This is a genomic window from Nocardia acididurans, from assembly GCF_016741815.1.
GTDB lineage: Bacteria > Actinomycetota > Actinomycetes > Mycobacteriales > Mycobacteriaceae > Nocardia > Nocardia acididurans.
Map to the genome: position 1 here is coordinate 525,811 of NZ_JAERRJ010000003.1, position 13,201 is coordinate 539,011.

Here is a 13,201-nt window from a genome sequence, read left to right on the forward strand (position 1 = left end):
CGGCTAGCCCGGCATCAGCCTGCGCTGGAAGTAGGTGTACTCCAGGGCGCTGGTGCGCGCCTGCTCGTCGATGGTGGTGCCGCCGCCGTGCCCGCCCTGGGTGGGCTCGTAGAACAGGTACGGGACGCCGAGTTCGGCTAGTCGGGCGGCGAATTTGCGGGCGTGCTGCGGGCCGACGCGGTCGTCCCTGGTGCTGGTCCAGATGAACGGCTCGGGGTAGCGCACCCCCGATCTCACCTGGGCGTAGGGCGAAATGGACTCCAGGAACTCGGCTTCTGCCTCGTCGGCCACGGTCCCGTACTCCCCGACCCAGGACGCGCCCGCGGCGATCTGCTCGTAGCGCACCATGTCCAGCAGCGGGATCTGGATGTTCACCGCGTTCCACATCTCCGGATGCTGGGTGAATTCGACGCCCATGAGCAGCCCGCCATTGGACCCGCCCTGAATGCCCAGGTGCCGCGGGGCGGTGATCCTGCGGTCCATCAGATCGCGACCCACCGCCGCGAAATCGTCGAAAGCCTTCTGCCGCTGGGTCTTGCGCGCCGCCTCGTGCCAGGACGGGCCGTATTCGCCGCCGCCGCGGATATTGGCGATGACGTACACGCCGCCCCGCTCCAGCCACAGTCTGCCGAGCACACCGCTGTACGGCTGCAGTGCGGAGCTGCCGAAACCACCGTAGCCCCAGAGGATCGTCGGGTTGGTGCCGTCGTAGCGCATGTCGGCGGCGCGCACGATGAAGTACGGCACCTGGGTGCCGTCGGATGAGGTGGCCTTCAGCTGCTCCACCACGAAGCGCGACGAATCGAACCGGGCCGGAGCGGATTTCACCGGATCGAAGCGGCCGTCGTCGGCGTCGAGCCGCCACAGGGTGGTCGGGGTGACCAGCGAGGTGACGGACAGGTAGGCGGTGTCACCGCGCGAATCCGCGTCCACCGCGTCGACCGTCATCAGGTCGGGCACCGGAACCGGTGCGGCGGACCAGGTTCCGCCGGGCTGCGGGGTGAAGATCGCGGCGCGGCCGCGGACATCGGACAGTGAGGTGACGACCACCCGGTCATGGGTGGTGACGACCTGACGCAGTGCATCCTGCGGTCCCGGCGACCACACCGGGGCGGGGAGCAGGTTCCCCGGATCCGCGGCCAGATCGTCCGCGTTCAGGGCCACCAGGGATCCGGAGGGGAAAGTCGTTGCGCCGGAAGTCCATTCGGTGCGCAGTGAAATCAGCACGCGATCACCGACCATGCCCTCGATATCGGCTTTGTCCGGGAGCGCGACAGCAGCCGTGCGGGTGCCGTCGACGAGGGTGACCCGCGCCTCGTAGAACGACGGGCGGCGCACCACCAGTGTCAGCCGCCTGCCCGCCGCACCGTCCAGGCGCAACGCCACGGTGCCCAGGCCGTCGGAGGGTTCGCCGCGCGCGACCTCCACCGCCTGGTCGAGCCGCTGCCCGCGCTGCACGCGTTTGACGATGTACGGGTAGCCCGAGGCCGTCTTCTCCCCCGCCTGCCATTCCCGCGAGACCAGCAGGGTGTCGTCGTCCACCCAGGTGGCGTACTGTTTGCCGCGCTCCAGCTCGAAGCCGCCTGCCACGAACTGTCCTGTGGCCCTGTCGAACTCCCGGATGGTGACAGCGTCCTCGCCGCCGTCGGAGAGCTGCACCAGACACCGGGTGCGGGTGGCCGGTGAGCAGTCGATGCCCTTCCACACCCAGTCGCGGCCCTCGGCGGCGGCCAGCGCGTCCAGATCGAGCACGGTGCGCCAGTGTGGTTGCGGCGATTCGTAATCGGTGGCGGTGGTTTCGCGCCAGATACCGCGCCGGTGGTCGGTGTCCTGCCAGAAGTTGCCGATCATGCCGTCCACGAAGGTGGGGGTGGGCAGGCGGTCGGGCGCGCTGCCCAGTTCCAGGGCCTGACTCAGATTGCCGGCGTAGCGCGAATCCTGTTCCAGCACACCGAGGGTTTTCTCGTTCTCCCCCGTCACCCACGCCTGTACGCGGGGACTGTCGAGTTCCTCCAGCCACAGATTCGGATCGGAGGCCGGGGCCGACCCGCCGCAGGCCGTCACAAGGACGGCCGCCAGTGCCACTACCATCGCGCGCCAGCCGTACGGCCGTGCGAGACCCATGCCGTTCCCCCAATCCCCACTCGCTCGAAAAAGCGTGCCACCACACTACAACCGGGCACCGACGCGATTGTCGGTGCCGCGAGGCAGGATCATTCCTATGGTCGACGAGAACGCGTGGTCACTGCCCGCGCCGTGGTGGGAGCAGGCGGAGCCGTTCCGCGGCAGGAATCGGGCCCGCCCGCAACCCCTGCGGCCGAACGCCACCGCCGAGGTCCGCCAGGCCCTGATCCGGCGCGGACATGTCGACACGGTGCTCACGGCCGCCCGCGCGGACGGACTGCACGATCTCGCCGACGCCACCCAGACCTACGTCGACGCACTGAGCAGCACGCCGGCCGCCGCACGCCGGGCGGCCACCGTCCCCGCGCACGAACAATCCCCCGCCGAGCCGAGAACGGCCGCCGTCACGCCGCCGGGGGCGGCCGCCGCGCTGGCGATCGCCCGCGCCTTCGCATCCCCCACCATGCTCGAGTGGGAGGCGCGGCGCGAGTTCGACGAAGTGTTCGTCGACAGCTGGATCCTGGAGTACGGGTTGGTCTTCGCCGCCGAGGCGGTGGTGTCGCTGCGCGGGTTCAAGGTGCAGTCGCGCCGCCCGCAGCAGGGCCGGATGACGGAGTGGCTACAGCTCGCACAGCCCGGCGAACTCCTGATCACGGGCTACGACCACGCCGCACAGCGGGTGCGCGCCATCCTGTCCGATGCCACCGAGGCCGCGTATCTCAATGTGGTGGAACGACTTTCCGAACTGCGATCCGCCCCCGGCACGGTATGGGCCCGCCTGGCCGCCTCGTATCTCGTTCCGGAGCGCCAGGATTGGGTCGACGCGGACCTCGCCCTCGAGGGCCTGCCCAAGGAACAGGTGGTGCGCATGCTCGCCAGCGCCCTCACCACCCCCGAGCAGCTCACCCGCTACCGCGAGATCGTCGGCCGCATCCAATACGGCCCGATCACCCAGTGGTACAACCTGCTCACCCAGGTCGGCCCGGCGGCCGTCGCCCCACTGGCCGAAGAGCTCACCGAAACCCCGGACCACCTCCCCGACAACATCAAACTCCTCGCGGGCCTACTCGCCAGGATCCCCACCGACAACGCCTACCAGGCCCTCCTGGACAAGATCGACGACAAACGGGTCTTGCCCGCCCTGAACAAGGCGACCACCGAATTCCCCCGCCGCGCACTGCGACTGCTGTCCCAAGAGGCCGTCGCCGCCACCGACTCCCTCGGGTCGACCCCACGGAAGAACGCTTCCGCACCGCTGATCATTCGCACCCTGCAGCTGCACGCCCTCGCACACCCGAAACTTGTTGCAGAAGAAGTCAATTCAGACGCGCTGCCACTGCTCGAACTCGCGCGGGAATTCCCGGAGGCCGACCCCGCGACCCTACCCGCCGCGCTCACTGCCCCGCCCGCACGCAAGCCGAAGCTGCCGCGCTGGCTTCCGCCCACGCTGCTGCCCCAGATCCGGCTGCGCGACTCCGCCACAGCATTGCCGGAATCCGCTGTGGCGCTGGTGATCACGATGCTCATGCACGCGGACGCCGGTAAGGCTCAACCGGACCCGACAACCACGCCCGACAGGGACCGATCAGCATCGGTGACCGAGCTGGGCGAGATTCCCCCGGAAGCAGCAGGCTGTGCCGATGCGGGGCGATCGGACCTGGCGGTGGTGGCCGCCCTTGCCGATCCCGATTCACTGGCCGAATTCGCCTGGGCGGTCTTCGATTCCTGGCGGCTGGCGGCGTATCCCGCCAAGAACAGCTGGGTCATGCAGGCTCTAGGTCTTTGGGGCACCGCGGATACCGTGCGCCGTCTGGTGCCGTTCATCACCGCGTGGCCGGGCCGGTCCGCCAGTGCCCGTGCGGTCGAAGGGTTGTCGGTGCTGGCGACCATCGGCGGTGAGGTCGCACTCGCGAACCTGCACGCCATCGCCAGGAAGTCCAAACATGCCTCGCTGCGCAAGAAGGCGGAGGCGACCATCGAAGAGATCGGTCGCGCACTGGATTTGAGCGAGGAGGAGCTCACCGACCACGCGGTCCCCCGCTTGGGGCTGTCCGCCGACAGCACCCGCACTCTGGATTACGGGCCGCGCCAGTTTCGCGTCGGTCTGGACCCGCATCTGAAGCCCAGTGTCACCACCGAGGGTTCGCGCCTGCGCACGCTGCCCAAGCCGAGCGCCACCGACAATCCAGCGCTGGCCGCCACCTCCTACCAGGCGTATCGCGACTTCGCGAACGAGCTGAAAACCGTGACAACCGACCAGATTCGGCGCTTCGAGTCGGCCATGGTCGACGGTCGCCGCTGGCGTGCCTCCTCCCATCGCCGCCTCGTGATCGAACACCCCGTGCTCGGCCAACTGGCTCGCCGCCTGGTGTGGGCGGTCTACCCCGTGGACGTTTCGACCGCCGCCGCGGAGGGGGCGTCGTCCACCGTCGGCCAGGCGGTTCCCGCGGCCTTCCGCATCGACGATGACGGCAGCCTCGCGGATGTCGAGGACAATCGGTTCGAGCTGTCCGAGGACGCGCTGGTGGGTATCGCCCATCCACTGCATCTCGGGGAGGATCTGGATCGCTGGCGGGTGCTGTTCGCGGATTACGAACTGCTGCAACCGTTCGAGCAGTTGGATCGGGGGGTGTATCGGTTCACGGCCGAGGAGGCGGCGTCGGATCAGTTGTCCCGCTTCGAGAATCGGGTGGCCCCGACCGGGCGGCTGTACGGGTTGCGGCAGCACGGGTGGGAGCTGTCGTATGGGGACGTCTCCCTGCCGGTCGGGGTGCTGCGGCGGGTGCGGGTGAATCTCGATCCCGGTATCCAGGGTGGATACCGGTACGAGGCGGAGCGGCAGCGGATCGTATCGGTCCGGATCAACGGCGGGCGGTTCGATGCCTTCGACGCCGTTGCCGCTTCCGAACTGCTGCGTCAGCTGGAGCGGCTCACCGCGTGACGTCCGGCGCGGCGGCCGAAGAAGGAGCCGGAGCCGAGCTGGGTGCCGCTGGCATAGCCCTTGCCGTCCTGGGCGAGGGTGCCGCCGTTGGCGCCGACGGCGTACAGGCCGGTGATGGGTGATCCGTTGTCCCGCAGCACTTCTCCATGCGCCGAGGTGTGCAGTCCACCGAGGGTGAAGCCCGCGTACAGCGCCTTGCCCAGGGTCAGGTCGAATGCGCCCCACGGGCCGCTGTCCTGCGGCTGTACGAACTCCGCGCCCTTGTGGAAGTCGGGATCCTCCCCGCGCGCGGCGTGCTCGTTGTAGCGGTCGAGCGTGGATCGCAGTGCGCCGGAAGGGATTCCGAGCGCCGCCTCCATCTCCTCGACGGTCTCCCAGCCGTCGATGAGCGGTGCGAGCGGGAACATGGGCTGTTCCATATGCTCGGAGTCGACGATCAGATACGCTGCCGCGCCGGGCTGTTCGAGCACGAACGCCGAGGTGCGAGCGTGGTAGGAGTCCTCGGCGACGAAGCGCTCACCCGCCTGGTTGACGATGATTCCGGTGAGCAGTTTGGACGGCGGGTAGACCGGCGCGGTGACGAACGCCTGGTCCATATTCCGCGTCACGCCGCCCGCCGACAGCCCGAGCCGGATGCCGAGCCCATTGTCGTAGGTGGTGCCGAGCACGAACGGCTTCTCGGCCAGCCAGGGCACGTGTTCGGCCACCATCTCGGCGTTCATGACGAATCCGCCGGCCGCCAGCACCACCGAATTCGCCCGCACCGCACCGGTTTTCCCGGATTCCTTCCAGCGCACGCCGACCACCGCGCCGTCGGCGTCGACGATCAGGTTGGTCGCCCCGGTCTCGTAGCGCACCTCGACGCCGAGGGCGGCGGCCCGTTTCACCAGCAGTTCGATCACCAGTGCCGCGCCCTGGGTGTCGCCCGGCACCGGCACCTTGTGCCCGCGCGGCGCGGGTTCGGCCTGTTCGCGGAAGGGCCACACCTTCTCGTTGCCGGTGTACATGAGCCCCTGCGTGCCGGGCTGGATGACGGCCTTCTCCGGATAGTAGCTGCGCTCGAATTCGAATCCGAGGGCTTCGAGCCAGTCGAAGTGTTCGACGCTGCCGTCACAGTAGGCGCGGATCTTCTCGGGTTCCGGGTCGCGCGCCACGGCGGTCAGGTACTTGTACATCTCCTCGGCGGAGTCCGCGTGCCCGGTGGCCTGCTGGACGGCGGTGCCGCCGCCGAGGTAGAAGTGCCCGCCGGCCAGCGCGGTGGTGCCGCCTGCCACGGCGGCCCGCTCCAGCAGCAGCACTCGCGCTCCGGCCGCCGCGGCTTCGACGGCCGCGCAGCCGCCCGCGATGCCGAATCCGGCCACCACCACGTCGAATTCATCGGTCCATTCGGTAATCGTGTCTACTGCAACGACTTCCGGAATCTGTGTGCTCACGCCGCATCCTTCTTGATCTGGTCGAAGAACAGTCGCATATTCGGCCCGATCTCGGCGAGCTCGAGGTAGGGGACTCCGGCGTTCGCGCCGTCGAGGTAGGCGAAGCGCATCTGGCCGCCCATATCACCCTGCTGGACCACGTCGATGCCCTGTGCCGCGGCGTCTTTCAGCGCGGCGTCGAAGTCGTCGGGTTCGACGCAGACGTGGTGCAGTCCGGGTCCGCCGCGTTCGAGGAACTCGGTGTAGATGGAGGTGCCGCGCACGGGCTGGATCAATTCGAGCTGGGTGTCACCGCTGTAGGCGAGGGCGATGTGCGCGGTGAAGTCGGCGGGTTCGCCTCGGTAGCGGCAGGTTTCGGGGCCGAAGTGCACGTCCGGCATACGGATCCATGTGCCCGCCCCCAGGGTCGCGCCGAGGAATTTCTCGCTCGCCGCCACATCCGTGACCACCCATGCGATCTGGGTGATGGGGCCTGTCGCCACACTCATCGCAACTCCGCTCGCCGACTGTCGTCCACCGGCAGTTAATCACACTCGCTTAATTTGTGAAGCCTCAGGCCGTGCGGAGCCGCTTGACCACCCGCATGGTGATCACCGCGCAGGCGCCCACGGTGGCCGCCATCAGCACGGTCGACAGCCAGGCCATGGTCGACACCGGCAGCTGGTAGGCCAGCACGATCCGCGCCACGGCCTCACCGGTCAGGGCCGTCCCCCACAGCATGGTGAGCCGGGCGTGCATGCGGCGCACCCACGGATCGGTGTTGTAGGCCGCCTCCATGGCGGCCACGTGCGCCGGATCCGTCGTGCCCACAGCGCGGCGGGCGGCGGCGTAGATCAGCGGCCTGCCGATCAGCGCGCTGACCAGGAAGGCGATCCCGACCGAGGCGGTGCCGAAGGAATCCCGCACGATCATCAGCCGGGCGTCGCCGCTCACCATCGCGCCCGCCAAACCGATGGCGAAGCCCGCGAGAATGATCATCGCGAAGCCGTCCACCCTGCGGGCCCGGATCATCCCGATGCCCACGATCGCCGCGGCGGCGATCATGCCGCCCAGCAGGGCGGCGAAATCCGAGTAGCCCTGCCAGTGCATCAGGTAGTAGGCCGACATCGGAACGACGAGGTCCAGGGCCATCGGGGCCAGCATCCGCCATGGGCTGCGGCGGGTTGCGGCGGGAGTTCCGGCGACGGTGGGGTTGATGGTGGTCATGGCGTCCGCTCCTCGTATTCGACTGTGCGCTACGGGAAACGACGCTACGGACGCGCAGGTCGGAGGGGATCTGCCAACCATCACCTCTCGGGCATGACAACTGTCATGCCGGGCGCGGGCGCAGTACCGGCGCGGGTTGCCGGGCGGCGGCGGCATCGAGGGTGCGGCCCTTGGTTTCCGGCGCGCCCCACACGCAGATCAGGAATCCGGCGGCGGTGATCACCGCGGCGGCCAGGAAGGTCGGTCCCATATCGAGGTGGGTGAGCGACCACGGCAGCAGGTAGGTGCCCAGGGCCGCGCCGACCCGGCTGATGGAGGTCGCGAATCCGACGGCGGTGGCGCGAATGTAGGTGGGGAACAGCTCGTTCGGATAGGTCCAGTCCAGGACGTTGGGCCCGCCGCAGAAGAAGGCGTAGAGGCACAGCATCAGGAAGGCCAGCACCGCGGGCATGCTGGGCCAGATGCCGATGAACAGCACCGGGATGATCATCAGCCCGAAGCACCACACGATGGTGGGCCGCCGCCCGACGGTGTCGATCAGGCGCATGGCGGGCAGGCAGCCGATCAGGAACACCATGCTGATGAGGGCGGTGCCGAGGGTGTCCATCCAGGTGCCGGACGGCATGCCGAAGGCGGTGAGGATTTCCGGTCCGAAGGTGAGCATGGCGAACAGCACGGTCACCTGACACAGGAAGAAGCCGCTGCAGAAGACGGTCCGCTTGCGGTATTCGGGTTTGAACAGTTCCCGCAGCGAGGCCCGTTTGCCCTGATCCGCACCGCCCGCCTCGATCAGTTCCTCGGGTTTCACCTTGACGTGCAGGAACTTCTCGACCAGCTGTGCGGCCTTGTCGCCTTTGCCGTGCTGGACCAGCCAGCGCGGTGATTCCGGCGCGGTGCTCTGCCGGATGATCAGGAAGAACGCGCACAGGATCGCGCCGCTGGCCAGCTGCCACCGCCAGCTGCCATCGCCGCCGAAGGTGAGGAACAGGTAGCCGACGAGATAGGCGAGCACCGATCCGGCGTACCAGGCCACGATCTGGAATCCGAGGAGTTTGCCGCGCTGCTTGGTCGGCAGCCATTCGCCCAGCAATGAGGTGGCGATCGGATAGTCGGCGGCCACGGCCATACCGAGTACGAACCGCAATATGACTATGAGCCAGGTCGATTCGGCCCAGAAGGACAGGATCGAGCAGACGCCGATGACCACCAGGTCGGCGGTGTACATGACCTCGCGGCCGATCTTGTCGGTGAGCACGCCGAACAGCGCCCCGCCGACGAACATGCCGATCAGGGCCGCCGCGCCGATCAGCTGAATGTCGAAGGTGCTGAGCGACAACTCGTTCTGCATGCCGATCAGCGCGGTGCCGACGATGCTGAGGATGTAGCCGTCCAGCAGTGGCCCGCCCGAGCAGGCGACAGCGAGGCGCTTGTGGAATCCGGTGAAGGGCGCGTCATCGATCACGGTGGTCATACAGCCTCCTCGCCCCCCACCCCCGCGAGCAATTGCACAGCAATCGCTACGAACCTATCCCGCGCCGTCCTGCCCGCCGACGCCTGACACGCGGTGCCCGCCATTCGTTGCCCCCGCGAGACCTTGTGAGCGGCCATATCCGATTGGCTCCCGGGACAGCCATGGGCCACGATGGCTCAGGAATGTGATCGGCATGTGCGGGAGTGGTTTGATGCTTCGAGGCGGGGAGAAGTTCGCCGAATACGTGATCGAGCGCGAGCTGGGCCGAGGGGGTATGGGCACGGTCTACCTGGCACGCCATCCCCGGCTCCCGCGCCTGACCGTACTGAAGGTTCTCAACGGCGACCTGTTCTCCGATCCGGAGAGCCGCGCCCGATTCGAACGCGAGGCGGAACTGGCCGCGCGCCTGGACCATCCGAATATCGTCTCGGTGTACGACCGCGGGGCCGAGGGCGAACGGCTGTGGATCTCCATGCAGTACGTCCAAGGCGAGGACGCGTCCGGCAGCACCGGCCCCATGCCCGCCGACCGCGCCGTCCGGATCATCGGCGAGGTCGCGCAGGGCCTCGACTACGCCCACCGCAAGGGCGTGCTGCACCGCGACGTGAAGCCCGCCAACATCCTGCTCGAACACGGCACCGACGGCCATCCGGACCGAGTCCTGCTGTCCGACTTCGGTATTGCCCGCCTGCGCGACGACGCCGGGCACCTCACCCGCACCGGAACCTTCACCGCCACCCTGGCGTACGCGTCGCCGGAGCAGTTGTCGGGCACCGACCTCGGACCGCGCGCCGACCAATACTCGTTGGCCTGCACGCTGTTTCGACTGCTCACCGGCACCGGACCCTATGAGGCCGAGCATCCCGGCGTGGTCATGCAGGGGCACCTCTACGAGGCCGTGCCGACGCTGGGTTCGGCGCGCCCCGACCTGCCCGCCGAACTGGACGCCGTGCTCGCCAAGGCTATGTCCAAACGGCCCGAGGACCGCTACCCGACCTGCACGGAATTCGCCGTGGCCGCCCGTCGCGCGATCTCGGAGCGCACCGACCCGACCACGGTTCGCGCCGCGTTCGGCCCCCCGACGGTCCGCGCCGGGTTGGACACACCGGCCACGAGCCTGCCCTCCACGCCGAAGCCTGTGCGCCGCAAGCGCATTGCCGCCATCGGTGCCGCGGTCGTCGTGAGTGTCGTTGCGGCAGGCGCCATCTGGTACGGACTCTCCTCCTCCGAGACGGCCGAGGCGCAGCACTCGAACGGCGATCACGCCGCCATCTGGGATGCCTTTCCCAAAATGGTGCCCGTCGACACCAAACGCAAAGAGGGCTACAACGCCGCCCGCTGCGAGAGCACCTCCGAGAACAAGCGCAAGGTGGACAGCGACGACGGCCTCGACCTCGGCGCGTGGACCGCCATGTGGGAGTGCGAGAGCGGCGGAACCGACTACAAGGACCCGGCCTTCCGCATCTACGCCTACAAATCCGCCGACGATGTCCGCGCCGTCGCCGCCCTCCTCGACCCCGCGACCAAATTCACCGAATCCAACAACGGCAGGACCTACACCCACTACCGGGTGAAGTCCTACTGGGGCGACGCCCTGGTCACCGTCTTCCTCGGCACCGACCGTGCGCCGTTCCTCATGTACACCCGGCCCCGCTCCTCCAGCGAGAAGGCCGATCTCGTCGCCTGGTGGAAGACGGTGACACTGGACTGATTTCGACCCGCGCCCGAGAAAATCGAGCGGGCCGGCTATCCGGAGGGCAGCCGGTTCCGAATGAGATGGGAAGAGATCGTTCGTTCGGAATGAGGTTCCCTATGGGCGCACATCGGCCCACGGCGGGGATTCGCCCCCGCCGGCATCGTGTCATCGCATTCGCCGCCTCCGGCGCGCTTCCACTCTCCCTCCTCCTGTTCTCCGCCGCTCCGGCGCAGGCCGAAGAGTCACCGTCACTCGACTCCTCGATCGTGAACACCCAAACCCTCATGGAGACACCGGATACCGTGATCCGGGTCGGCACAGTGCAGGTGGCGCGGCCGGATTGGCTGTCCGCCGAGCAGGCGCGTCAGGTCAACGACGCGACCGCGGGCGCGGAAACCTCACTGACGCAGGCCCTGCAATCCTCCGGTCTGGATTCGGCCCGCTCCGGGCAGATCGCCCGCACCGTACTCGGCAACGCGGCCATCGGGGCGGTGGTCGGGTCCGTCGCGGCGAGCCCGGTGGCCAGTGTGGGTGCGGTGATCGGCGTCGTATCCGGTGTGATCGCCGGGCTGCCGTTCGCGCCGATCGGTCTGGTGATCGTCCCCGCCATCGGTGCGGCGCTCGGGTACGCGATGGTCGCGGCCCCGTTCGCGGCTCTCGGCGCGGCAGTGGGCGCGGCGGCCGGCGCATTCGAGGGGTATCTCGCGCCGACCACCGGCTGAGGGCGGCGGCCGCCCCGATTCCGAACGGGCAGCCGCTCACCTCCACACTGGAGGGCGACCGGGTGCGGGCCGCCCAGCACAGCTCCTAGACGTTCTCCGGTTCGGCCAAGCCGATCGGATCCGGCTGCGCCACGACGACCGGCCTGATCAGCAGCAGCGCAGCGACACCACCCAGCAGGCCGACCACGCCACCCACGGCGAGGGTGCCCTGAACTCCGGCTGCGGCTGCCGCTCGGACGGCGTCGATGGTGTTGTCCGCCAGCGCATTCTGCGACCGGGTGAGGTAGACGCTGCCCAGTGCGGCGACCCCGAAGGCCATGCCGAGCTGCTGCGCGGTGTTCACCGCACCCGTCGCCATACCACCGCGCCGCGGTTCGACCGCCGCCATGGTCGCCGAACCCAGTGTGGCGGTGGACAATCCGACTCCCGCGCCGATGGCGAGGAAGCCGGGGATCAGTGCCGCCCAGCCCGCGTCACCGTGGACGAGCGCGGCCCCGATCACGCCGCCCGCGCCGATGATGAGGAGTCCGACGCCGATGATCCGGCCCGCGTTCGCACCGTGCAGGTAGCGGCCGAATCCGCCGGAGACCACGAAGGCCATGGCGGACAACGGCAATCCGATCAGGCCGGTTTGAATCGGGGTCATGCCGAGGGTCGACTGCAACCAGATGGAGGTGTACATGAGCGCGGCGAAGGCGGCGAAGAACAGGGCCGCCGCCGCGATCAGCACTCCGGCGAAGGAACGTTCACGCAGTAGCGACAGATCGAACATCGGTTCCGGGCAACGCTTTTCGATGACGCCGAACCCGATCAGGGCAACTGCCGACACCGCGAGCATCGACCATGTCCCGGCATTCGACCAGCCGTGCTCACCCGCTCGAATGAGCGCGTAGGTCGCCGCGGCAGCAGCCACCGAGAACGCCGCCATACCCGCGAAATCCACTCGCCCCCGGCGCTTTTCGCCGTCACCGGCGAGCACCCACACCCCGAGCGCGATCACGCCGACACTGACCGGCAGGTTGACGAAGAAGATCCATCGCCACCCGGCCGCCTCGGTGAGCACGCCACCGATGATCGGACCGACCGCCGAGGAAGCGCCCGCGACCGCACCCCACAGGCCGTAGGCCGTCCCGCGGTCACGCCCGTCGTAGGCGCTGTTCAACATGGGAAAAGTGGTGGCGGCCATGGCGGCCGCGCCGATGCCCTGCACGACCCGGGCCGCGATCAGCACCTCCGGATCGGGGGCGATCCCGCACACCAGCGACGACAGCGCGAACACCGTGAGCCCGGCCAGGTAGGTCCGCCGATGCCCCGCCAGGTCCGCGGTGGATCCCGCGCCGAGCAGCAGGGCCGCCATCGCCACGGCGTAGCCGTTCACGACCCATTGCAGCGACCCGAACGACGCCCCGAGATCGGCCGCCATATCCGGTAGCGCCACATTCACGATCGTGACGTCGATCAGCAGCATGAATGTCCCGAGGCAGATCGTCAGCAGCGGTAGCCATTTGCGCATGGGCAGTTGTCCTCTCTCTGGAAACCGAAGGTGGGCACCGAGTTTCCGATGAGCAGACGGCCGGAGTCGCCTGGATCGAGGGTTCGCGTAGATTT

Annotated in this window: 9 protein-coding genes; 3 read left to right on the forward strand and 6 right to left on the reverse strand. The window is 68.5% G+C overall.

Translation table 11 applies throughout. From position 1 onward, the window contains the following. Positions 1-3: 3 nt before the first annotated feature. The gene (locus JK358_RS10405) at positions 4-2,124 is read right to left on the reverse strand and encodes a prolyl oligopeptidase family serine peptidase (RefSeq protein ID WP_232851038.1); all 2,121 of its coding nucleotides are present in this window, start codon (positions 2,122-2,124) and stop codon (positions 4-6) included. A gap of 97 nt (positions 2,125-2,221) precedes the next feature. Here JK358_RS10405 and JK358_RS10410 point away from each other — a divergent pair, with 97 nt between their 5' ends. Then, positions 2,222-5,065, forward strand: a complete 2,844-nt coding sequence (locus tag JK358_RS10410) for a DUF4132 domain-containing protein (RefSeq protein ID WP_201946046.1) — start codon at positions 2,222-2,224, stop codon at positions 5,063-5,065. Here JK358_RS10410 and JK358_RS10415 read toward each other — a convergent pair. The 4 genes from JK358_RS10415 to JK358_RS10430 all read right to left on the reverse strand — a co-directional run bounded on the left by JK358_RS10415 (position 5,041) and on the right by JK358_RS10430 (position 9,175). Continuing rightward, positions 5,041-6,498 carry an FAD-binding protein gene (locus JK358_RS10415; protein ID WP_201946049.1) on the reverse strand — a complete coding sequence of 486 codons (1,458 nt, stop codon included), beginning with the start codon at positions 6,496-6,498 and terminating at the stop codon, positions 5,041-5,043. The genes JK358_RS10410 and JK358_RS10415 overlap by 25 nt on opposite strands. Beyond that, on the reverse strand, positions 6,495-6,986 hold the full coding sequence (locus JK358_RS10420; RefSeq protein WP_201946051.1) for a VOC family protein: 492 nt from the start codon (positions 6,984-6,986) through the stop codon (positions 6,495-6,497). Before JK358_RS10420 ends, JK358_RS10415 begins: the two co-directional genes overlap by 4 nt. Before the next feature lie 64 nt (positions 6,987-7,050). Then, positions 7,051-7,704 (reverse strand): VC0807 family protein, encoded by a 654-nt coding sequence (locus tag JK358_RS10425; RefSeq protein WP_201946053.1) that lies wholly within the window; start codon positions 7,702-7,704, stop codon positions 7,051-7,053. A gap of 103 nt (positions 7,705-7,807) precedes the next feature. Continuing rightward, positions 7,808-9,175 (reverse strand): MFS transporter, encoded by a 1,368-nt coding sequence (locus tag JK358_RS10430; RefSeq protein ID WP_201946055.1) that lies wholly within the window; start codon positions 9,173-9,175, stop codon positions 7,808-7,810. Positions 9,176-9,386: 211 nt separating this feature from the next. Here JK358_RS10430 and JK358_RS10435 point away from each other — a divergent pair, with 211 nt between their 5' ends. Further along, positions 9,387-10,886 (forward strand): serine/threonine-protein kinase, encoded by a 1,500-nt coding sequence (locus tag JK358_RS10435; protein ID WP_201946058.1) that lies wholly within the window; start codon positions 9,387-9,389, stop codon positions 10,884-10,886. A 101-nt stretch (positions 10,887-10,987) separates the two neighbouring features. Then, positions 10,988-11,593, forward strand: a complete 606-nt coding sequence (locus tag JK358_RS10440) for a hypothetical protein (protein WP_201946060.1) — start codon at positions 10,988-10,990, stop codon at positions 11,591-11,593. Positions 11,594-11,678: 85 nt separating this feature from the next. Here the strand turns inward: JK358_RS10440 and JK358_RS10445 are convergent, their stop codons facing one another. Next, positions 11,679-13,106, reverse strand: a complete 1,428-nt coding sequence (locus JK358_RS10445; protein ID WP_201946063.1) for an MFS transporter — start codon at positions 13,104-13,106, stop codon at positions 11,679-11,681. Between the last annotated feature and the right edge of the window lie 95 nt (positions 13,107-13,201).